We start from the raw sequence: 20679 nt of genomic DNA on the forward strand, positions 1-20679 counted from the left end.
GCACCATGCCGGTCGCGGCACCGATCGCCCGTTTGCCCTCGCGAAAGCGACGAATGGCGAAAATGGGCACGCCGAGGAGCCGGTCTCACCGGATCCCCCGCGCACCTCGTTCCCTGGAGCAGCCGTGCCGGCGGGCGAGCCCGTCAGTCGTTGGCGGCCGCCCTGATCCGGGCCTCCACGAGCGCAAGCGCCCGATCGACGGCCGCCTCTATATCCATGAAGGTCGTGTCGAGCAAGTCGGCGTCGGCGGCCTGGGTGAGGGGCGCGTGATCGCGCAGCATGTCGCGCTTGTCGCGCTCGCGTATGTCGGCCAGCACGCGATCGTAGCTGATCTCCAGCCCGCGCGCGACGATCTCGTCGTGGCGCCGCCGCGCGCGCACGGCCGGCGCGGCCTTCACGAACAGCTTGGCGGCGGCGTGCGGCGCGATCACCGTGCCGATGTCCCGCCCGTCCAGCACCGCGCCGCCCGGCTGGCCGGCGAAGGCGCGCTGCCGCTCGATCAGCGCCGCGCGCACCGCCGGATGCGCCGACACGACCGAGGCGGCGGCACCGGCGGCCTCGCTGCGCAGCTGCTCGTCGGCCAGCAGCGGATCGGTGAAGGCGCAGGCGGCGAGGGCCGCATCCGGATCGGACGGATCGCCGCCGGTCCGCAGCACCTGCAACCCAACCGCGCGGTAGAGCAGGCCGGTATCCAGATAGGGCAGCCCGTAGTGGCGGGCGATGGCCCGCGCGATCGTGCCCTTGCCGGACGCGGCCGGCCCATCGACGGCGATGATCATGCGGCGACCGCCCCCAGCGCGGTCATCATGGCGGTGAAGCCGGGAAAGCTGGTGGCGACCGGCGCCATGTCGTCGATCCGCACGCCATCGCGGGAGGCGAGCCCCGCCACCGCGAAGCTCATCGCGATGCGGTGGTCCAGTTCCGCGGCGACCGTCGGGCGGGTCTCGTCGCCGGCCAGCGCCGCGCCGCCGCTGCCCTCGATCACCAGCCCGTCGGCCGCTTCCGACACCCGCGCGCCGCAGCGGGCCAGGCCGCGCGCCATCACGGCCAGCCGGTCCGATTCCTTTACGCGCAGCTCGTCCAGCCCACGCGTCACGGTGCGGCCCTCGGCCAGCGCGGCGGCGACGAACAGGATGGGGAACTCGTCGATCATGCTCGGCGCGATCTCCGGCGGCACCTCGATCCCGCGCAGCGCGGAGTGGCGCACGCGCAGGTCCGCCACGGGTTCGCCGCCCACCTCCCGCTCGTTCAGCAGGGCGATGTCGGCGCCCATCATCCGCAGCACATCGAACAGGCCGGCGCGGGTGGGGTTGATGCCGACGTTCGTCACCGTCACGTCCGATCCCGGCACCAGCAGCGCCGCCACCACCGGGAAGGCGGCGGAGGAGGGATCGCCGGGTACGACGATGTGCCGCGCTTGCAGGTCCGCCTCGCCCCGGAGCGAGATGATGCGGGCACCGTCGCCCGCCGTCTCCACCGTCAGATCGGCGCCGAAGCCGCGCAGCATGCGCTCGCTATGGTCGCGCGTCGCCACCGGCTCGATCACGCGGGTGATGCCGGGCGTGTTGAGGCCGGCGAGCAGCACCGCCGACTTCACCTGCGCCGAGGCGACCGGCAGGCGATATTCGATCGGCACCGCCGGGCACAGGCCGCGCAGCATCAGCGGCAGGCGATCGCCGCCATCGCCGCCGGGTGTGGCGAAGAACTCCGCGCCCATCCGCCCCAGCGGCTCGATCACGCGGGCCATCGGGCGGCGCGACAGGGAGGCGTCGCCGGTGAAGGTCGCGGTGATCGGGTGGCTGGCGACGACACCCATCAGCAGGCGGGTGGAGGTGCCGGAATTGCCCATGTCCAGCGCCGTCTGCGGCTGGAGCAGGCCGCCGACGCCGACGCCGTGGACGTGCCAGGCGCCGGCCGCGTCCCGTTCCACCGTGGCGCCCATCGCCCGCATCGCCCGCGCGGTGGCGATCACGTCCTCGCCCTCCAGCAGCCCCTCGATCACCGTCTCGCCCACCGCGAGCGCGCCGAGCATCAGCGCGCGGTGCGAGATCGACTTGTCGCCGGGCACCGCCACGGTGCCGCGCAGGCGGCCGGGCGCCGAGAAGGAAGCGGGGCGGGGCGGGGCGGCGGACGACATCGGCGCGGCTTTTGACAGCCGCCCTCCGCTATGGCAAGGCGCGCCGCGTCCATGGCCCGCAGCCCGCGCGGCCATGCCATATCTACTTTGAAATCGGAGGCCTATCGCGTGGTGAAACCTGAATGGGGCACCAAGCGGACCTGCCCTAAGTGCGGCACCCGCTTCTATGATCTGGGCAAGGACGACCCGGTGAGCTGCATCGAGTGCGGCGCCGCGTGGGAGCCCGATCCGATCCTCAAGTCCAAGCAGCCGATGCCCTACGACGCCCCCAAGAAGGAGGTCGAGAAGGAGAAGGACGATGCCGATCTCTCCGAGGATCTGGACATCGACGAGGACGAGGAGCCGAGCCCGGACGACGATGTCGACCTGGGTGGCGACGACGATATCGGCGTGGCGACGGGCGGCGACGACGACGAGCATTGATCGACGATATGGGGTTGCGAGCGCGCCGAGCCTGATCTAAAGGGCGCGCTCTCCCGATCGTTCCAGCCGATCGGGTGCGAAGGGATGGGGCCGTAGCTCAGCTGGGAGAGCGTCGCGATGGCATTGCGAAGGTCTGGGGTTCGATCCCCCACGGCTCCACCATTTCACCACTGACTGCATTTGCGGCGGCGACTGGCGACGGTTTCGGCATGTGCCGGGGCGATGGAAGCGCCAGCTCGGCCTTTCGCGCGGTCCCTCTCGCGGCCCTCCCTCCTCTACCTGAACGACTGGTCGAACGCGTCCTCTAGCCGGCACTGGCCGGTAATCGCGCCGGCTTCGGCGAAGTGGCGGAGCACGTCCCGCCCGCGATCGATCACCCGGGTGTCGATCGGTACGGGCTGCAGCTTCTGGCGCGCGGTGACGTAGCGGGCGACCGCCGCGGGATCCCGATGTCCTTGGCCGGCGCGTGCGGCGTTTCAAGCAAGCCGACGCCCTTCGGATGCGCCGCGCAGCTCAATCGCGCAAGCCGGCGCACGGGCGGGAACACAAGCCCGCCCAGCGCGTCATCGCATTCGCGCAGCCGTTGTGCGGGGATCCATGGGCCGGGACGCGAAGGGGGTCGATGCCGCAACTTTTCCGCCCCGGCGCCAACACGCTGGCCCGCTTGGCGCTGGCCGCGATCGCGATCGTACCGGCGGGGCTGCTGCTGCTGATCGCCGTGGTGACGCGATCCGGGGCGACGACCGGCGAGGGCCGCTTCGTCGAGCAGCCGGTGCCGTTCAGCCACCAGCATCACGCCGGCGAACTGGCGATCGACTGCCGCTACTGCCACGCGGGCGTGGAGACGGCCGCCACCGCCAGCGTGCCCGCCACCCATGTCTGCATGACCTGCCACTCGCAGATCTGGACCAATGCCGAGATGCTGGCGCCCGTGCGCGCAAGCCTGGCGAGCGGCCGGCCGATGGCGTGGCGGCGGGTGAACCGGCTGCCGGACTATGTGTATTTCGATCATCACGCGCACGTGAACAACGGCGTGCCCTGCGCCGCCTGCCATGGTGACGTCCGCCGCATGCCGCTCACCCGACAGGCCGCGCCGATGACGATGGGCTGGTGTCTCGATTGCCATCGCGCACCCGGCGACCGGATCGTCGCAGCCGACCGGCGCTTCGAGGCGGCGCCCTATCAGGATCGCAGCGCGGCGGACCGGCGGGCCGCCCGCGCGACGACGATCGCCATCGCCCGATCCGGCCGCAGGCTGACGGACTGTTCGACATGCCACCGATGACGCCGCCGCCGATCGACCGCCGCACGCTGCTCGGCATGATCGCCGCCGGGGCGGCCGCCACGGTGGCCGGGTGCAGCAAGCCCGACGAGACGATCCACCCGATGGTCGACCAGCCGGACGGGACGCGCCCCGGCGAGACGCGGCGCTACGCCACGGCGCTGCCGTTCGCCGGCTACGGCCGCGGCGTCACGGGGCTGGTGGTGAACGAGCGGCCGGTGAAGCTGGAGGGCCTTGCCGCCCACCCCGCCAGCCTGGGCGCGACCGATGTGTTCACCGAGGTGTCGATCCTGGATCTCTACGATCCGCAGCGGCTGAAGGCGCCGGTCGGGCCGGCCGGCCCGTCCAGCTGGCCGGCGGCGGCGCGCGCCATGCGCGAGCGCCGGTCGGGGCAGCAAGGCGGGCGGCTGGCGCTGCTGACCGGGCGGATCACCTCGCCTACCCTGCTCGCGCGCATCGCTGCGCTGAAGGCGGTGTATCCGGGCGCGCGGCATGTCCGCTGGGAGCCGTTCGACGACGATGCCGCGCTGGCGGGCGCCGAGGCCGCGTTCGGGCGGCGGCTCACCCTGCGCCCACGGCTGGCGGAGGCGGACGTCATCCTGTGCCTCGATGCCGATCCGCTGGGGCCGGGGGCGGAGCAGGTGGCGCTGGCGCGGGCCTGGGCGACGCGGCGGCGGACGGGCGCGATGCCGCGGCTGTTCGCGATCGAGCCGTCACCCACCGCGACCGGCGCGATGGCGGACGCCCGCGCCGCCGCCACGCCGCGCGAGATCGCGCTGGCCTGCCGCTTCCTCCACGCCCGCCTTGCCGGCGCCGCGCCGCCGGCGCTGCCGCCGGAGGTGGAGCGCGTGTTGCTGGCGGCGGTGGCGGCGCTGGCGGCGGCGCGCGGGCGGGCGCTGGTGCTGGCGGGCGATCGGCAGCCGGCCGGGGTCCACGCCTTTGCCGCCTGGCTGAACGGGCAGCTCGGCGCGCCGATCGATCATATCGCGCCGGTCGATCCCGACCCGGCGCCGCATCGCGCCGGGCTGGCGGCACTGGCGCGCGACATGCACGCGGGCACGATCGACACGCTGATCGTGATCGACGCCAATCCCTGCTACGCGGCGCCGCCGGCCCTCCGCTTCGCCGAGGCGATGGCGCGCGTGCCGCTGACGATCGCGGCGACGCGGATGCCGGACGAGACGAGCATGCGGGCGAAGTGGCGCCTGCCGCTGTCCCACCCGCTGGAGGGCTGGCATGACTGGCGCGCGCCGGACGGCACCGCCAGCATCGCCCAGCCGCTGATCCGACCGATGTGGGACACGCGGACGCCAAGCGACGTCGTCGACCTGCTGATCGATCCCGCCGCCGGGCCGGCCAGCTACGCGCGGGTACGGGAAACATGGGCGTCGCTGGACGCTGCCGGGTGGCGCGCGGCGGTGGCGGCGGGGATCGTGGCGGATACGGCGCGCGCGCCCGAGCCGGTGCCGGCGGCGCGGCTGGTGCTGCCGCCGGTGCCGCCGCCCGCCACGGCGATCGCGCTCACCATCGCGCCCTCGCCGGCGCTGCATGACGGGCGCTGGTCCGCCAATGCCTGGGCGCAGGAATGTCCCGATCCGCTGACCAAGGAGGTGTGGGGATCGAGCGCGCGGATGCACCCCGACGACGTGGCGGCGCTGGCGGCCGAGGATGGCGACCTGATCCGCATCGGCCAGGGTGGCGCCGTGGTGACGCTGCCGGTGCGCGCGGTGGCCGGCCAGGCGCGGCGAACGGTGACGCTGCTGGCCGGCTATGGCCGCGACGGTGCCGGCGCCATAGCGGACGGCATCGGCGCGAACGCCTTCGCCCTCGCCGACCACGGCCCGGTGCGGGTCGAGCGGGTGGGCACGCGGCGGCCGGTGGTGACGACGCAGCACCAATTCGCGCTCGCCGGCGAGCTGGACAAGCTGTTTCCGGTGCTCGCGCCGCAAGCGGCCATGCCGGCGCGGCCGCCGCTGCCCTCGCTGCTGCCCAACCCGCCCGCAAAGGGGAGCCCGCCGCGACAGTGGGCGATGGCGATCGACACGGACGTCTGCATCGGCTGCAACGCCTGCGTGGTCGCGTGCCAGGCCGAGAACAACGTGCCCGCGATCGGCCCGGCCGAGATGGCGGTGGGCCGCGACATGCATTGGCTGCGCGTCGACCGCTACGAGACGGCGCACGCCACCGGCTTTCAGCCGGTGCCATGCATGCAGTGCGAGGCGGCGCCGTGCGAGCCGGTATGCCCGGTGGAGGCATCGGTGCACGATGCGCAGGGGCTGAACGTGCAGGTGTATAATCGCTGCGTCGGCACGCGCACTTGCCAGGCGAATTGCCCCTACAAGGTGCGCCGCTTCAACTTCCGCGACTATGCCGGCGCATCGCTGTGGGGCGATGCGGCGGACGCATCGGTGACGGCGCAGCGCAACCCCGACGTGTCGGTGCGGGCGCGCGGCGTGATGGAGAAGTGCACCTACTGCGTGCAGCGCATCTCCGCCGCCACGCGGGACGAGGATGCCGGCGGCATGCCCGGCCCGGTCGCCACCGCCTGCCAGTCCGCCTGCCCGACGCAGGCGATCCGTTTCGGCACACTGGACGATGCCGCGATCCGGGAGGCGCGCGCCGATCCGCGCCACTATGCGCTGCTGGAGGAGCTGGGCACCAGGCCACGCACCACCTATCTCGCGCGGCGGAAGAACGGCGGATGAAAGCGCACGCCGTTCCCGGCCCGCGGCGCTGGACGCTGCCTTCGATCGTCACGCTGGAAGACGTGACGGAGACGGTGGCGGCGCCGCTGATGGATCGGCGGCCGGCACGCGGCTGGTGGATCGCGATGGGGCTGTGCGCGATCGGCGTGCTCGTCGGCGCGCTGGCGATCGGCTTCAGCCTGGCGCTGGGCGTCGGCCTGTGGGGCAATAACAGCGCGGTGGTGTGGGGCTTCCCGATCGCCAACTATGTCTGGTGGATCGGCATCGGCAATGCCGGCACCCTCATCTCATCGCTGCTGCTGCTCACCCGGCAGAAATGGCGCGGCTCGATCAACCGCTTCGCCGAGGCGATGACGCTGTTCGCCGTATCGATGGCGGGCATCTTCCCGATCCTGCACCTGGGCCGGCCGATGTATTTCTATTGGCTGGCGCCGTATCCGAACACGATGCAGCTGTGGCCGCAGTGGCGATCGGCGCTGGTGTGGGATTTCTGGGCGATCCTGAGCTACCTGCTGTTCTCGCTGCTGTTCTTCTACGTCGGCCTTATCCCCGATCTCGCCACCCTGCGGGACAGGCCGGGCAAGCGCGGCTGGCGGCGGCTCTACGGCTTCGCGGCGATGGGGTGGCAGGGCACGCCGACGCAGTGGCGCGCGCAGGAGCGGCTGCACCGAACGCTGGCCGCCATCGCCGTGCCGCTGGTCTGCTCGGTCCACTCGATCGTCGGGCTGGATTTCGCCGCCAGCCTGATGCCGGGCTGGACGGAGAGCATCTTCCCGCCCTATTTCGTCGTCGGCGCGCTGTTCTCCGGCTTCGCGATGGTGGTGCTGATCGCGCTCGTGATCCGCCGCGCGATGGGGCTGGAGGCGCTGATCGTGCCGGCCCATTTCGACGCGATGGCGCGCATCATCCTGGCCGCCGGCATCGTCATGGGCGCCAGCTACGCCGCCGAGTGGTTCGCCGCCATCTGGAGCGGCGAGGCGGCGGACGTGCGCGTCGTCGCCTACGAATTCACCGGCGACTACTGGCCGCTATATGCCGCGATGCTGGCCGGCAACGTGATCGCGCCGCAGATCTTCTGGATCAGGCGGTGGCGCACATCCGTGCCGGCGCTGGTGGGCGTCGCCGTGGCGGTGCTGATCGGCATGTGGCTGGAGCGGATCCTCATCATCCTCAACACGCTGTCGATCGGCTATGTGCCGAGCTTCTGGCGCACCTACGCGCCGACGATCGTCGATTTCGCGATCCTGGGCGGCACGGTGGCGGCCTTCACCATGCTACTGCTGCTGTTCGCGCGGGCGCTGCCCGTCGTCTCGATGCACGAGGTGCGCAAGCTGGTGGCGGAGGAGCGGGGATGACGGCGCTCGCCATCGCCTGCTTCGACGACGAGGCGCCCTATGCGCGGGCGCGCGCCCGCCTGCTGGCGGCGGATCGGCGCATCCTGGGCGAGTGGCTGCCCTACGCGGCCGATGCGCTGGGCGACGGCGCCGGGCAGCGCCACGTGCGGCCGGTGGCGATAGCGGCCGGCGTGGCGGTGGCGGCCGGGCTGTTCGCGCTGACCGTGTGGAGCGCGGTGTGGGCCTATCCGTTCGATGCCGGCGGACGGCCGCCGTTCAGCTGGCCCGCCTTCCTGATCGCGCCGATCGAGTTCGGCGCGCTGGCGGCGGCGATCGCCGGCGTCGTGATGCTGTTCCGCAACGGCGGGCTCACGCGGCTGCACCACCCGGCCTTCGACATCGCCGAGATGCCGGGCGCGAGCCAGGGCGCCTTCGTGCTGGCGATCGGTTGCGACGCGGGCGCGGATGCCAATGCCGTGATCGCCCTGCTGGCGGAGGCCGGCGCGACGCACAGCCGGCTGGTGACGGGATGAGGCGGGCGATGCTGCTGCTGCCGCTCCTTGTCGGCGGGTGCGACCTGTCGATGAAGGATCAGGCCAAGGGCACGGCGCAGGGCAGCGACCTGCTGTGGCCGGGCGGCCCGCCGCGACAGGCGCCGCCGGCGGGTACGATCGCGATGGACCAGCCGGCGCGGGATGCCGCGCTCGCCACGCCGCCGCCGCTGACGGCGGCGCTGATCGATCGCGGCGAGGAACGCTACGGCATCTACTGCGCGGTGTGCCATGGCGCGGGCGGGGCGGGGGACGGTACCGTGGTGCGGCGCGGCTTCCCGCCGCCGCCATCCTTTCACGCCCGTCGCCTCGTCGCCGCGCCGGCGCGCCACATCGTCGACGTCATCACCAACGGCCACGGCATCATGTACTCCTATGCCGACCGGGTGGAGCCGGCGGACCGCTGGGCGATCGCCGCCTATGTGAAGGCGCTGCAACGCCTGCCGGAGCCGGGGCGATGAGCGTGGCCGGCAGCCTTGCCGCCGCCTGGCGCATCCTGTTCCTCACCGCCGGCGCGCCGGTGATCGGCGCGGTGCTGCTCGCCGCGATCGGGCGGGTCACTGGCGCAAGCTGGCAGGCGGCCATGCCGTCGCCGATCGCGCCCCGGCTGCTGATCGCCGGCGCGGCGCTGATCGGCATCGCGCAGATGGCGACGCCGCTGCCGCCGCATCTGGCCTTGTGGATGAGCCCGCTGTTCGTCGGCGTGCGGGCGGTGGTGGCGACCGGGCTGCTCGCCTTCGCCGGTGCGCGGCTGCGTGGCGGCGCGACGGTGACGGAAGCGGCGATCGTGCTGGCGCTCTACGCCGCGCTGGTGACGCCGATCGCGACCGACTGGCTGCTGGGCCACGTGCCGGGCCACGCAGTGTCGTCGGCCGGGATGATGCTGTTCGTCGAGCAGATCGCCGGCGCCTGTGCGCTCACCCTGGCGACGGGGCGCGGCGAGGCGCGGTTCCGCGCCGACATGGGCAAGCTGATGGTCGCCGCCGCGCTCGGTCTCGGCTACCTCGCGTTCATGGATTACCTCATCATCTGGTTCGGCAACCTGCCGGCGAAGATCGGCTTCTACGCGGAACGCGACGGGGCGGCCGGCGGCGCCCTCGTCTGGGCGGCGCTGCTGCTGGGCCTCGCCGCGCCGATCGCGCTGCTGGCGACGGGGCGGCAGCGGCTGGCGGGGACGGCGGTGCTGGCGGCGCTGCTGGCGTTCAACATGTGGTGGATCGGCGGCGGCCCGCTCGCGCTGGTTCTGGTGGTGGCGCTGGCGGTGGCGGGATGGCTGGGCGTGGCCGCGCTCGTCCGCTGGCGCGGGGGGCGGTCGGCGCATGGCTGACGACGCGCCCGAGGGCTGGCGCGTGCCGCAGCGCCCGGCGATGATCGCGGCGGCGGTGGTGCCGGCGGCGCTGCTCGCTTTGGTGGCGCTGGCCGGCTGGGCGTATGAGCGCGAGATCGCGCCGCGCCGCCATGCGCCGATCACGACCTTCCCCGCGCCGGGCATCGAGACCTTCGTCCACGACGGCGCCGGCGACCCGCCCCGGCCGGAGCCGCGCCGCGCCGCCGACCCTCGCCTGGCCGCCGCGAAGCGCGCCGTCGCCGCGGGAGGATGGCCGCGATGATCGCGCGGGCGGCGGCCGCCATCCTCCTCGCCGCGTCCGCGCCGGCCGGGGCGGCGCTGAGCCAGGACGAGCTGGCGGTAGCCGTCGCCCGGCCGCCGGCCGCCGCTCGCCTGCCGGGCGACCTGACGTTCACCGACGTGGCCGGGCGGCGCGCCACGCTGGGCGCGATCGCGGCGGGGCGGCCGCTGGTGCTGCTGTTCGCCGACTATACCTGCGCCCACATGTGCGCGCCCGGCCTGGCGCTGACGGCGAACGCGCTGGCGCGGAGCGGGCTGGCGGCCGGGCGCGACTATCGCGTCGCGGTGATCGGGCTCGATCCGAAGGACGGCGCAGGCGCGGCGCGCGCGATGACGGCGGGCATGCTGGCCGATCCTGCGGTGCGGCGGGTGACGACCGTGCTGCTGGGCGACGTGCGCGCCACGGCGGCGGCCGCGCGCGCGCTCGGCTACGGCTATGCCTATGATGCGGGCAGCGACCAGTTCGCCCACGACGCGTCCGTCTACGTCTTCGCGGCCGACGGCAGGCTGTCGGCGACGCTGCCCGAACTGGGGCTGATGCCGGCGACGGTCAAGGCGGCGCTGGCCGGCGCGGTGCAGGCCGACGCGGCGCAGGCCGGCGCGGCCGAGCGGCCGGGGCTGGCCGACCGCGTGGCGCACCTGTGCTACGGCTTCGCCGCCGCGCACGGGCGCTACGGCCGGCCGATCGTGATCGGCCTGCAGGCGTCGTCGGCGCTGCTGCTGCTCGGCTTCGGCGCGTTCCTGCTGCGGCGCTGGCGCGGCGCATGATCCAGGCCTCCACCTTGGCGCCACGGGTCGACGGCATCTTCTGGATGCTGACGGGGCTGTCGGTGGCGATCATGCTGCTGGTGGGTCTGCTGATCCTGATCTTCTCGTTCCGCTACCGGCGCGGCTCCAAGGCGAAGCGCGGGCCGGTGCCGGAGAAGCTCTCCGGCGAGATCGAGATCGGTTGGACGGTGGCGACGCTGTTCGTCTTCGTCTTCGTCTTCTGGTTCGCCGCCGCGCTCGATACCGAGCAGTTCGAGATCCCGAAGGACGCGATGGAGATACACGTCGTCGCCAAGCAGTGGATGTGGAAGCTGGAGCATCCGAACGGCGCGCGCGAGATCAACGCCCTGCACGTGCCCGTCGGCGTGCCGGTGAAGCTGGTGATGACGAGCCAGGACGTGATCCACAGCTTCTTCGTCCCCGCCTTCCGCACCAAGCAGGACGTGCTGCCCGGCCGCTACGTGCAGGCGTGGTTCCAGGCATCGAAGGTGGGCACCTACCACCTGTTCTGCACCGAATATTGCGGCACCGATCACAGCCGCATGATCGGCGGCATCATCGTGCAGTCGCCGGCCGACTATGCGCGCTGGTCGTCCGGCCAGCCGCAGGGTGACAGCCTGGCCGATCAGGGCGCCGGGCTGTTCGTGGCGATGGGCTGCACCGGCTGCCACGGCGGATCGGCGGTGGTGCGCGCGCCCAGCCTGGCCGGGCTGTACGGCCGCGCCGTGCCGGTGGGCGACGGCCGCTTCGTCACCGCCGACGAGGGCTATCTGCGCGACTCCATCCTGCTGCCGCAGAAGGATATCGTCGCCGGCTACGCGCCGGTGATGCCGAGCTACCAGGGGGTCGCGAGCGAGGACGATGTGGTGAAGCTGGTGGCCTATCTGAAATCGGGGAAGGTGAAGTGAGGGGCGGGCTCCGTCCGACGCCCGCGCCGCAGTCGGCACTCGCGGGGAACGGCAGGTTACGAGAAAGGTTCGGGGCGACGGTGAGGCGATCGACGACGGGAGTGTCGCATGGGTGACGCGCCCGAGGCCGGGCTGCTCGGGCGGGAGCCGGGGGAGCGCAACTATCTCACCGCCGGCACCACGGTGCGATCGTGGCTGCTGACCACCGACCACAAGCGCATCGCCCTGCTCTATGCCGCCGGCATCACCTTCTTCTTCTTCCTGGGCGGGGCCGCGGCGACGCTGATGCGGGCCGAACTGGTGACGCCGGCCGGAGATCTGCTGACGGCGGACGAGTATAACCGCACCTTCACGCTCCACGGCGTCATCATGGTGTGGTTCTTCCTGGTCCCATCAATCCCGACGACGCTCGGCAACTTCCTGCTGCCGCTGATGATCGGCGCGAACGAGGTCGCCTATCCCAAGCTCAACCTGTTCAGCTGGTATCTGTGGCTGGCGGGCGGCCTGCTGACCCTGTTTGCGCTGCTGGCCGGCGGCGTGGATACCGGATGGACCTTCTACACGCCCTTCTCCACGCTCTATTCGAACAGCCACGTGCTGCTGGCGGCGGCGGGCGTGTTCGTCGCCGGCTTCTCGTCGATCGCGACGGGGATCAACTTCATCGCCACGCTGCACCTGCTGCGCGCCCGCGGCATGACGTGGATGCGCCTGCCGCTGTTCGCCTGGGCGATGTATGCGACGAGCCTGGTGATGGTGCTGGCCACGCCGGTGCTGGCGATGGCCCTGCTGCTGCTGTTCGCCGAGCGCGCGTTCGGCCTGCCCATCTTCGATCCGCGCGCCGGCGGCGATCCGGTGCTGTTCCAGCACCTGTTCTGGTTCTACAGCCACCCGGCCGTCTACATCATGATCCTGCCGGCGATGGGCGTGGTGAGCGAGGTGATCGCGTGCGAGGCGCGGCGGCGCGTCTTCGGCTACGAATTCATGGTCTACGCCATGCTGATGATCGCGATCATCGGCTTCATGGTGTGGGGCCACCACATGTTCATCAGCGGCCAGTCGCCGTTCGCCAGCCTCGTCTTCTCGGCGCTGTCGTTCGTGATCGCGGTGCCCAGCGCGATCAAGGTGTTCAACTGGACGGGCACGCTCTACCGCGGCCAGATCCGCTTCTCCACGCCGATGCTGTACGCGCTCGGCTTCGTCGGGCTGTTCACCCTGGGCGGGCTGACCGGCCTGTTCCTCGCCAGCCTGCCGTTGGACGTGCACCTGACCGACACCTATTTCGTGACGGCGCACTTCCACTACATCATGGTCGGCGGGTCGGTGTCCGCCTTCTTCGCCGGGCTGCATTTCTGGTGGCCCAAGATCACCGGCCGGCTCTATTCGGAGACGCTGGGCCGGTTCGCCGCGGTGAGCATGTTCTTCGGCTTCAACTTCACCTTCTTCCCGCAGTTCGTGCTCGGCTATCTCGGCATGCCGCGGCGCTACCACGAATATCCGCCCGAGTTTCAGGCGTGGCACGTGATGAGCTCCACCGGCGCCGTGGTGCTGGCCTTCGCCTATCTGTGGCCGCTCTGCTATCTCGGCTGGAGCCTGGTGAAGGGGGAGCGCGCCAGCGACAATCCCCACGACGCGACCGGGCTGGAATGGCAGACCCGGTCGCCGCCGCCGACCGACAATTTCGCCGAGCCGCCGATCGTGACCGGGCCGCCCTACCGCTATCACGAGGAAGGCTATGCGCCGCACGCGCCGGCCGCCGCCGACGAGCCGCAGCGGCCGTGAGCGATACCGCGCTCAACGCGCCGTGGGCCACGGCCGATCGCCAGCGCGTGGCGACGCAGTTCGGCATGTGGGCGTTCCTCGCCACCGAGACATTGTTCTTCGGCGCGATCTTCCTGTTCTACGCGGTGGCGCGCTGGAGCCACCCGGCCGGCTTTCTCGCCGGCGCGCGCGAAGCGGACGCGTGGTTCGGCAGCGCCAACACGATCGTGCTGCTGACGAGCAGCCTGACGATGGCCATCGCCGAGCGCGGCGTGCGCGCCGGCCTGGTGGCGCTGGCGCGCGCGATGTACGCGCTGACGATCGCGCTCGGCCTCTGCTTCCTGACCATCAAGGGCTTCGAATATGCGAAGGACATATCCGAGCATCTGATCCCCGGCCGCCGTTTTCCGCTGGCCGAGACGGGGGCGAGCGCCTTCTGGGCGTTCTACTGGACCGTCACCGTGGTCCACGCGATCCACCTGACGATCGGCCTCGGCATCGTCGCGCGGATGCTGCTGATCCCGCGCGACCGGCTCGCCGCGCGATGGACCACGGCCGAGGGCACCGCGCTCTACTGGCATCTCGTGGATGTCGTGTGGGTGTTCCTCTACCCCCTGCTGTACCTGGCCGGGCGATGACGCGGGACGAGCGCAACCATGTGCTGATCGCGCCGCTGAAGATCTATGCGGGGCTGATGGCGCTGCTGGCGCTGACCATCGCCTACGCCTTCGTGCCCGGCCTGCCGTTCAAGACCGAGGCGGGGCTGGCGATCGCGCTGGCCAAGGCGCTGCTGATCGCGATCCTCTTCATGCAGCTGAAGGGGGCGACCGGCATCGTCCGCATCGCCGCGATCGCCGGCGTCGCGTGGGCGAGCTTCCTGTTCATCCTGACCTTCGCCGACCTGCTGACGCGGTGAGGCGGCCGGCGGCGAGTGCCGCCTCGGCCGAAACCTGCTATCGTCCGGCCAAGATGCTGGACGTAAGGGGAAATTCATGACGGGCGCACCATGTCGCTGACCCGGCGGATCGTGATCGCGCTGGCGCTCGGCCTCGTGTGCGGCCTGCTGCTGGCGCGGTTCGGCGGCGGCGCGCGGCAGACGCTGCTTGCGATGCTGGAGACGATCGGCAGCGCGTGGGTCGGCGGCCTCAGGATCACGATCGTGCCGCTGGTGTTCGCGCTGATCGTCACCGGCATCGCGTCCGCCGCCACGTCGGCGCGGGCGGGCGGGGTGGCCGGGCGGGCGCTGCTGTTCATCGCCATCGGGCTCACCGCATCGGCGCTGGTGGCCGGGGTGGTCGTGCAGGGGGCGCTCGCGGTGTGGCCGGTGCCAGAGGGCGCGATCGGCGCGCTGGGCGGATCGGCCGCCACGGTGCCGCCGGAGGCGACGGCGATCACCGGCCAGTGGCTGCTGGGCTTCATCCCGACCAACCCGATCAAGTCCGCCGCCGAGGGCGAGATGGTGCCGCTGGTGATGTTCGCCCTGCTGTTCGGCTTTGCCGCCACGCGGATCGCGCCCGAACGATCGGCCGGGCTGATCGGCTGGTTCGAGGCGGTGGTGGATACGCTGATGGTGATCGTGCAGTGGGTGCTGCTGCTGGCGCCGATCGGCGTGTTCGCGCTGGCCGCCGTGGCGGGCGCGCGCGCCGGCCTGTCGGCGGTGGGCACGCTGGCGCAATATGTCGCGGTGGTGGTGGCGGCATGCGTGGCGGTGACGGTGCTGGTCTACCCGGTAGTGCTGCTGTTCGGGCGCATCGGCCCGCGCCGCTTCGCCCGCGCCGTCGCCCCGGCGCAGGCGATCGCGTTCAGCACGCAATCCTCGATCGCATCGCTGCCGGCGATGATCGAGGCGGCGGGCGGCCCCTTGGGCGTGCCGGCGCCGGTGCGCAGCCTGGTGCTGCCGATGGCGGTATCGATCTTCCGCGTGACGAGCGCCGCCGCCAACTTCGCCGTGGCGCTCTACTGCGCGGCGCTGCACGGCATCGCGATCGGCCCGGGTCTGTTCGCGATCGGCGTGGTGGTGGCGACGGTGGTGAGCCTCGCCGCCGTGGGCCTGCCGAGCCAGGTCTCGTTCTTCACGGCGATCGGCCCGGTCTGTCTGGCGATGGGCGTGCCGGTGGACCTGCTGCCGCTGCTGCTGGCGGTAGAGACCATCCCCGACATCTTCCGCACCGTGGGCAACGTGACGGCCGACATCGCCCTGACCCGCATCGTCGCGACCCGGGCGGGGACAGAGGGCGATCCCGCGGCCTGAGCCGGGCGCGCGCTACTCGCGCGGCGGCGTCGCCGGCGGCGTCGTCCAGCCCAGGCCGAGCGCCTTGTGGATCGCGATATAATCGCTCGTCAGCCCGGCCTCGGCGTTGACGAGCCTCTGGGTGGCGACGATCTGCTGGCGGCGTGCGCCGAGAACGTCGATCAGCGTGGCCGTGCCCGCCTGGTATCGCTGATCGTTGAAGGCCACCGCCTCGTCGGACGATGCCTTCGCGCGCGCCAGGGTCGCCACCGCGACGCGGCCGTAGCGGAAGCGGGAGAGCGAATCCTCGGCATCGCGCAGCGCCGCCAGCACGGTGGCGCGATACTGCCCCTCCGCCTCGTCGCGCACGCCCTCCGCCTGGCGCACACGCGCCTTGTTCCGGCCGAAGTCGAGGAAGCTCCAGCTGAGCTGCGGCGCGCCGACCGCGACGAAATCGTCGAGCTTCGTCAGATCGGACAGCGACGTGCCGCCGACGCCGACGATCCCCATGAAGCTGAGCCGCGGGAAGCGGGCCGCCTCCGCCACGCCGATGCGCGCCGTCTGGCTCGCCAGCCTGCGCTCCGCCGCGCGAATGTCCGGGCGCTGGCGCAGCATGGCGGCGGGATCCGGGATCGCCAGCGCCGCCGGCGGCAGCGGCAGCGGGGCGGGGGGCGTCAGCAGCGCGTCCAGCGCGCCCGGCTCCTCGCCGGTCAGCGTGGCGAGCTGATCCAGGCAGGCGTCCAGCTCGGCATTCAGCGGCGCGAGATCGGCGCGGCCCTGATCCACCTCGCCCTGCAGGCGGCGGACGTCCAGGCGCGATGCGGTGCCCTGCGCCTCGCGCTGGCGGGTGAGGGCGAGCGCCTGCTCCTGCATCGCCACCGCCTGGTTGCCGAGCGCGATGCGCCGCTGCCGATCGCGCAGGTTCACATAGGCGGTCGCCACCTCGGCCGAGAGGCTGACCTGCGCATCGGCGACGTTCGCCTCGGCTGCGTCCAAGGTGGCGCGCGCCGCCTCCACCGTGCGCTTGTGACCGCCGAACAGGTCGATCTCCCAGCTGGCGTCGAAGCCGAGATTGTAGAGGTTCAGGTCGTCGCTGCCGCCGCCGCCCGCTTCGTCGTCGCCCGATCGGTCCAGATCGACGCCGGGCAGGTGGGCGTGGGCGTAGAGGGCGGTGGCATCCAGCTTGGGCGCGCCGTTCGCCCGTTCCAGCCGCAGGGCGGCGCGCGCCTGGCGCAGCCGCGCCTGCACCACCGCCACGTTCGGGCTGCCGGCAAGCGCACGGGAGACGAGCGTATCGAGCACGGGATCGGCGAGCGTGCGCCACCAGGCCGCGCCGGCGGGCGCGGGCGCGGGCGCGATCGCCAGATCGCCCGCGCGCACGAAGGCGCCGGCCACCGCCGCCTTGGGCGCCGCGACCGGCGGCCCTTCATAGTCGCGCCCCGCCGTACAGCCGGCGAGTGCGAGCGCCGCCAGCGCGCAGCCGGCCAGAGGAAGCGGGATCGGGCGGTGGGGGCGCATGACGTTCCCTAATGCGACGCGACGGGCTTCGCGCCCCTGGGCAGCGGGCGCAGGAAGAGGATCAGCGGCATCACCGCGACGATGCCGACGGAGAGGATCCAGAACAGGTCGATATAGGTCATCGTCAGCGCCTGAACCTGGATCGTGTTGCCGAGCGAGCGATAGGCCGCCGCCTGCCCGCCCAGCATCTGCGCCTGCCCCGCCATATAGGCCTGCACGTCCACCCCGTTGGCGGAAAGGCTCTCCTCGATGCGGCGGCTGTGCAGCCACACGCGTTGATCCTGGATCACGGCGATGCCGGCCAGCGCGAGGGATCCGCCCAGGTTGCGCGCCGCATTGTAGAGGCCCGCCGCGTCGCCGGCGAGTTCGGGCGGCACCGATCGGATCGCCGCCTGGTTCAGGAACATCATCACGAAGATCGTGCCGACGCCGCGCAGCAGCTGCGAATCGACGAACGCCTCGCCGGTGGACAGCGAGGTGAGGCCGGTTTCGAGGAAGGCGCTGATCGCCAGGATCACCAGGCCGAAGGCGACGGCGGCGCGGATATCGACGAAGCGGATCAGGAAGGGCGTGAACGGCATCAGCAGCAGCGACGGCACGCCCGCCAGCAGCACGATCTCGCCCGCCTGAAGCGAGTTGTAGCCGGCGATGCCGGACAGGAATTGCGGGATCGTATAGGACGTGCCGTAGATCACCATGCCCACGACAGTCACCATTACGACGACGCTGCCGAACTGGCGATCGCGCAGCAGGGCCAGCCGGATCACCGGCTTCCGCGCCGTCAGCTGGCCGATCGCCAGCAGCACGAAGCCCACGGCCGAGATCACCGAAAGCAGGCCGATCGTGGGCGAGGAGAACCACTGCTCGCGCTCCCCCTCCTCCAGCACCACGGTGAGGCCGCCCAGACCGAAGGCCAGGCCGGCGATCCCCAGCCAGTCCGCCTGCCGAAGCTGGTCGAGGCGGGAGCGTTGGTGCGGCAGCGCCACCAGCAGCAGCGTGATGAGGGTGGCGCCCACCGGCAGGTTGATGAAGAAGGCGTAGTGCCAGCTGACATTCTCCGTCAGCCAGCCGCCGATCACCGGGCCGATCACCGGCCCCAGGATCACCGTGCAGCCGAACAGGGCGTTGCCGATCGGCTGCTGGTCTCGCGGCAGGCGGGTGGCGATGATCGTCATCGCCGTGGGGATCAAAGCACCGCCGGTGAAGCCCTGGCCCACGCGGCCGACGATCATCATCGGCAAGGTGGTGGAGATGCCGCAGACCATGGAGAAAATGGTGAACAGGGTCGCCGCGATCAGCAGCAGCGTGCGCAAGCCGAGCAGCCGCTCCAGCCAGCCCGAGAGCGGGATGACGACGATCTCGGCCACCAGATAGGCCGTCGCAATCCATGTGCCCTCGGTGCCGCTCGCGCCGATCTCCCCCTGGATCGTCGGCAGGGAGGAGTTGACGATCGAGATGTCCAGCGTCGCCATGAACGCGCCGAGCGTGCCGGCGGCGACGGCGAGCCAGGCGGCGGCGTCCGCGCGCGCGATCGCCGGCGCCGGGCGCACGGCCGCGGCGTCCGCCTCGCCGGTGCTGGATGCGCGCGTGCTCACCATGGTCGGGCTGGCCACACGCCGCGCGATCGTGCCGGCGTGGCGCTCACTGGCCGCCCGCCCGGCGCGCGCGCTCCTGCTCGAGGATGCGGCGGGCATCGCCCTTGGCGCCGATCGTGTCGACCTCCACCGTCACGGAAAGGCCGGGCACCAGGATCCGGCGCGCGTCAGGCCCGGCATCTATGGCGATCCGCACCGGCACGCGCTGCACGATCTTGGTGAAATTGCCCGTCGCATTCTGTGGCGGCAGCAGCGAGAACTGCCCGCCCGTGCCGGGCGACACGCTCTCCACATGGCCGCGCAGGTTCACGCCGTCCAGCGCATCGACGTGGATCGTGGCGGGCTGGCCCGGCCGCATCAGGCCGATCTGGGTCTCCTTGAAATTGGCCTGCACGTAGATGGAGGCGAGCGGCACGATCGACATCATCCGCGTGCCCGCCTGCACGAACTGGCCCACCTGAACGCTCTTGTTGCCCACCCGGCCGTTCACGCTCGACCGGACGGTGGTGGCGCCGAGATCGACGTCGGCCGCCGCCAGCTGCGCGCCAGAGGCCTCGCCCTGCGCCTCCGCCTGCCGCACCTGCGCCTTCAGCGAGCCGATGCGGCTGAGGGCGCTGGCGAGGGCCGCGCGCTGGGCGATCACGGCGTTGGCCGCCTGCGTCGCGCGGTTGCGGAGATCGTTCAGCCGCTCCCGCGTCTCGGCACCGCTCGCGGCGAGCGGCGTGTAACGCGCGACCTCGCCCGCGGCGAAGCGCGCGTCGCTCCGCGCCGAGGCGAGCTGCGCGCGCGCCTGCGCCACGGCCGCCTCCTGCTCCCGGATGCCGGCGCGGACATTGTCGGCATTCGCGCGGGCGACATCCACCTGCGCGCGATATTGCGAGGTCTGCGCCCGATAGTCGCGCGGATCGATGCGCAGCAGCGGCTGCCCGATCTTCACATCCTGGTTGTCGATCACGAACAGCCGCTCGACATAGCCGGCGACCCGCGGCGAGACCGTGACCGCATCGGCCTGGATATAGGCGTCGTTCGTACCCTCGACATATTTGCCGTGCGTCTCGTACCGGACCAGCCAGAGGATCAGGAGGACGATCGCGACAGCCGCGATCGCGCCCAGCACCAGCCGGACGGCCGGGCGGCGGAACGGAGACCGGCGGACGGCGACGTCGCCTTGCGGGCGGTCCACCAACTCCTGATCGTCCACGCGGCCTTCCGCCATATGCATCATCCCGAAAGGCCCGCGCGGGCGATCCCGATCCGCCTTGCGCCGCGAGGCGGCATGCGGCAAGCCTATAAGATATGGTCCATCACGAAATCCGCTGATGATCGAGGATGTCGCAGCCGACCTGCGTGACCTGTATGTCGGGTCGCAGCGCGCGCTCAACCGGATCATGCGGATGCATGGCGCCTCGTACGCGCGGACCAAGCTGCTGATGTTCGTGGATCAGGCGGAGTGGGTGCGCGGGATCGACGTGGCGGAGACGTTCGGGGTGGCGCCGCGCACGGTGACGGAGGCGATCGACGGGCTGGAGCGGGACGGGCTGGTGCGCCGCGACCCGGACCCGGTCGACCGGCGCACGAAACGGATCTCGATCACGCCGGCCGGGCGACTCGTGATCCGCAATTCGGAGCCGGCGCGGCAGGCGTTCGTCACCGAGGTGTTCGGGATACTCGATCCTGCCGAGATGGCGCTGCTGCGCCAGGTGCTGGACAAGCTGCGCGCGCGCGTGCGCGAGGTCGACCGGCGCTCCGCCGCTCAGCCCGGCGTCGCGGAGGACGATTCAGCCGAGTAGGACGTAGACCGTGGCCGCGATCGACGAGGTGATCGCACTGGCTAGGCACAGCA

General features: G+C 71.9%; 20 protein-coding genes and 1 tRNA gene. 16 read left to right on the forward strand and 5 right to left on the reverse strand.

The window, feature by feature from the left end; translation table 11 throughout:
• Window positions 1–143: 143 nt before the first annotated feature.
• The gene (cmk, locus tag GNT64_RS02605; protein WP_156678098.1) at window positions 144–779 is read right to left on the reverse strand and encodes a (d)CMP kinase; all 636 of its coding nucleotides are present in this window, start codon (window positions 777–779) and stop codon (window positions 144–146) included.
• Window positions 776–2137, reverse strand: a complete 1362-nt coding sequence (gene aroA, locus GNT64_RS02610) for a 3-phosphoshikimate 1-carboxyvinyltransferase (protein ID WP_156678099.1) — start codon at window positions 2135–2137, stop codon at window positions 776–778. The genes cmk and aroA overlap by 4 nt, the downstream gene beginning before the upstream one ends.
• 108 nt (window positions 2138–2245) lie before the next feature.
• Here aroA and GNT64_RS02615 point away from each other — a divergent pair, with 108 nt between their 5' ends.
• From GNT64_RS02615 to GNT64_RS02685, 15 genes are all read left to right on the forward strand, one after another.
• Complete coding sequence (locus GNT64_RS02615) at window positions 2246–2560, forward strand: TIGR02300 family protein (protein ID WP_156681384.1); 315 nt, start codon at window positions 2246–2248, stop codon at window positions 2558–2560.
• An 86-nt stretch (window positions 2561–2646) separates the two neighbouring features.
• Window positions 2647–2722, forward strand: a tRNA-Ala gene (locus tag GNT64_RS02620).
• Window positions 2723–3182: 460 nt separating this feature from the next.
• Complete coding sequence (locus tag GNT64_RS02625) at window positions 3183–3845, forward strand: cytochrome c3 family protein (RefSeq protein ID WP_156678100.1); 663 nt, start codon at window positions 3183–3185, stop codon at window positions 3843–3845.
• Entirely contained in the window at window positions 3842–6547 is a 2706-nt protein-coding gene (locus GNT64_RS02630; RefSeq protein ID WP_197277255.1) for a 4Fe-4S dicluster domain-containing protein, read from the forward strand. The genes GNT64_RS02625 and GNT64_RS02630 overlap by 4 nt, the downstream gene beginning before the upstream one ends.
• On the forward strand, window positions 6544–7902 hold the full coding sequence (nrfD, locus tag GNT64_RS02635; RefSeq protein WP_156678102.1) for an NrfD/PsrC family molybdoenzyme membrane anchor subunit: 1359 nt from the start codon (window positions 6544–6546) through the stop codon (window positions 7900–7902). The genes GNT64_RS02630 and nrfD overlap by 4 nt, the downstream gene beginning before the upstream one ends.
• On the forward strand, window positions 7899–8414 hold the full coding sequence (locus GNT64_RS02640) for a quinol:electron acceptor oxidoreductase subunit ActD (protein ID WP_156678103.1): 516 nt from the start codon (window positions 7899–7901) through the stop codon (window positions 8412–8414). Before nrfD ends, GNT64_RS02640 begins: the two co-directional genes overlap by 4 nt.
• An 8-nt stretch (window positions 8415–8422) precedes the next feature.
• Window positions 8423–8893: a c-type cytochrome gene (locus GNT64_RS02645; protein WP_231639205.1), complete on the forward strand. Its 471-nt coding sequence runs from the start codon at window positions 8423–8425 to the stop codon at window positions 8891–8893.
• The gene (locus GNT64_RS02650) at window positions 8890–9759 is read left to right on the forward strand and encodes a hypothetical protein (protein ID WP_156678105.1); all 870 of its coding nucleotides are present in this window, start codon (window positions 8890–8892) and stop codon (window positions 9757–9759) included. The genes GNT64_RS02645 and GNT64_RS02650 overlap by 4 nt, the downstream gene beginning before the upstream one ends.
• Complete coding sequence (locus GNT64_RS02655) at window positions 9752–10042, forward strand: hypothetical protein (RefSeq protein ID WP_156678106.1); 291 nt, start codon at window positions 9752–9754, stop codon at window positions 10040–10042. Before GNT64_RS02650 ends, GNT64_RS02655 begins: the two co-directional genes overlap by 8 nt.
• Complete coding sequence (locus tag GNT64_RS02660) at window positions 10039–10827, forward strand: thioredoxin domain-containing protein (RefSeq protein WP_156678107.1); 789 nt, start codon at window positions 10039–10041, stop codon at window positions 10825–10827. The genes GNT64_RS02655 and GNT64_RS02660 overlap by 4 nt, the downstream gene beginning before the upstream one ends.
• Window positions 10824–11735: a cytochrome c oxidase subunit II gene (gene coxB, locus GNT64_RS02665; protein ID WP_156678108.1), complete on the forward strand. Its 912-nt coding sequence runs from the start codon at window positions 10824–10826 to the stop codon at window positions 11733–11735. Before GNT64_RS02660 ends, coxB begins: the two co-directional genes overlap by 4 nt.
• Before the next feature lie 108 nt (window positions 11736–11843).
• Window positions 11844–13514, forward strand: a complete 1671-nt coding sequence (locus tag GNT64_RS02670) for a cytochrome c oxidase subunit I (RefSeq protein ID WP_156678109.1) — start codon at window positions 11844–11846, stop codon at window positions 13512–13514.
• A complete protein-coding gene (locus tag GNT64_RS02675; protein ID WP_156678110.1) occupies window positions 13511–14131 on the forward strand; it encodes a cytochrome c oxidase subunit 3 in 621 nt (206 codons plus the stop codon). The genes GNT64_RS02670 and GNT64_RS02675 overlap by 4 nt, the downstream gene beginning before the upstream one ends.
• Window positions 14128–14409, forward strand: a complete 282-nt coding sequence (locus tag GNT64_RS02680; protein WP_197277256.1) for a hypothetical protein — start codon at window positions 14128–14130, stop codon at window positions 14407–14409. The genes GNT64_RS02675 and GNT64_RS02680 overlap by 4 nt, the downstream gene beginning before the upstream one ends.
• A 90-nt stretch (window positions 14410–14499) precedes the next feature.
• Entirely contained in the window at window positions 14500–15744 is a 1245-nt protein-coding gene (locus GNT64_RS02685) for a dicarboxylate/amino acid:cation symporter (protein WP_156678112.1), read from the forward strand.
• Window positions 15745–15756: 12 nt separating this feature from the next.
• On the opposite strand, the gene GNT64_RS02690 is transcribed toward GNT64_RS02685, so the two are convergent.
• From GNT64_RS02690 to GNT64_RS02700, 3 genes are read right to left on the reverse strand one after another with little or no spacing between them, the layout of a single operon-like run.
• On the reverse strand, window positions 15757–17241 hold the full coding sequence (locus GNT64_RS02690; RefSeq protein ID WP_156678113.1) for an efflux transporter outer membrane subunit: 1485 nt from the start codon (window positions 17239–17241) through the stop codon (window positions 15757–15759).
• An 8-nt stretch (window positions 17242–17249) separates the two neighbouring features.
• Window positions 17250–18839 (reverse strand): DHA2 family efflux MFS transporter permease subunit, encoded by a 1590-nt coding sequence (locus GNT64_RS02695; RefSeq protein WP_156681385.1) that lies wholly within the window; start codon window positions 18837–18839, stop codon window positions 17250–17252.
• Between the two features lie 43 nt (window positions 18840–18882).
• The gene (locus GNT64_RS02700) at window positions 18883–20052 is read right to left on the reverse strand and encodes an HlyD family secretion protein (RefSeq protein ID WP_156678114.1); all 1170 of its coding nucleotides are present in this window, start codon (window positions 20050–20052) and stop codon (window positions 18883–18885) included.
• A gap of 43 nt (window positions 20053–20095) precedes the next feature.
• Between GNT64_RS02700 and GNT64_RS02705 the strand changes: the two genes are divergently transcribed.
• Window positions 20096–20626 carry a MarR family winged helix-turn-helix transcriptional regulator gene (locus tag GNT64_RS02705; protein WP_231639207.1) on the forward strand — a complete coding sequence of 177 codons (531 nt, stop codon included), beginning with the start codon at window positions 20096–20098 and terminating at the stop codon, window positions 20624–20626.
• Window positions 20627–20679 lie beyond the last annotated feature (53 nt).

This window comes from Sphingomonas profundi (assembly GCF_009739515.1).
GTDB classification, from domain to species: Bacteria; Pseudomonadota; Alphaproteobacteria; order Sphingomonadales; family Sphingomonadaceae; genus Alterirhizorhabdus; species Alterirhizorhabdus profundi.

Bases quoted from the DNA above. Each gene is read 5' to 3' on its own strand.
- cmk (WP_156678098.1), bottom strand. From the start codon at position 779: ATGATCATCGCCGTCGATGGGCCGGCCGCGTCCGGCAAGGGCACGATC.
- aroA (WP_156678099.1), bottom strand. From the start codon at position 2,137: ATGTCGTCCGCCGCCCCGCCCCGCCCCGCTTCCTTCTCGGCGCCCGGC.
- GNT64_RS02625 (WP_156678100.1), top strand. From the start codon at position 3,183: ATGCCGCAACTTTTCCGCCCCGGCGCCAACACGCTGGCCCGCTTGGCG.
- GNT64_RS02630 (WP_197277255.1), top strand. From the start codon at position 3,842: ATGACGCCGCCGCCGATCGACCGCCGCACGCTGCTCGGCATGATCGCC.
- nrfD (WP_156678102.1), top strand. From the start codon at position 6,544: ATGAAAGCGCACGCCGTTCCCGGCCCGCGGCGCTGGACGCTGCCTTCG.
- GNT64_RS02640 (WP_156678103.1), top strand. From the start codon at position 7,899: ATGACGGCGCTCGCCATCGCCTGCTTCGACGACGAGGCGCCCTATGCG.
- GNT64_RS02645 (WP_231639205.1), top strand. From the start codon at position 8,423: ATGCTGCTGCTGCCGCTCCTTGTCGGCGGGTGCGACCTGTCGATGAAG.
- GNT64_RS02650 (WP_156678105.1), top strand. From the start codon at position 8,890: ATGAGCGTGGCCGGCAGCCTTGCCGCCGCCTGGCGCATCCTGTTCCTC.
- GNT64_RS02655 (WP_156678106.1), top strand. From the start codon at position 9,752: ATGGCTGACGACGCGCCCGAGGGCTGGCGCGTGCCGCAGCGCCCGGCG.
- GNT64_RS02660 (WP_156678107.1), top strand. From the start codon at position 10,039: ATGATCGCGCGGGCGGCGGCCGCCATCCTCCTCGCCGCGTCCGCGCCG.
- coxB (WP_156678108.1), top strand. From the start codon at position 10,824: ATGATCCAGGCCTCCACCTTGGCGCCACGGGTCGACGGCATCTTCTGG.
- GNT64_RS02670 (WP_156678109.1), top strand. From the start codon at position 11,844: ATGGGTGACGCGCCCGAGGCCGGGCTGCTCGGGCGGGAGCCGGGGGAG.
- GNT64_RS02680 (WP_197277256.1), top strand. From the start codon at position 14,128: ATGACGCGGGACGAGCGCAACCATGTGCTGATCGCGCCGCTGAAGATC.
- GNT64_RS02685 (WP_156678112.1), top strand. From the start codon at position 14,500: ATGTCGCTGACCCGGCGGATCGTGATCGCGCTGGCGCTCGGCCTCGTG.
- GNT64_RS02690 (WP_156678113.1), bottom strand. From the start codon at position 17,241: ATGCGCCCCCACCGCCCGATCCCGCTTCCTCTGGCCGGCTGCGCGCTG.
- GNT64_RS02695 (WP_156681385.1), bottom strand. From the start codon at position 18,839: ATGGTGAGCACGCGCGCATCCAGCACCGGCGAGGCGGACGCCGCGGCC.
- GNT64_RS02700 (WP_156678114.1), bottom strand. From the start codon at position 20,052: ATGGCGGAAGGCCGCGTGGACGATCAGGAGTTGGTGGACCGCCCGCAA.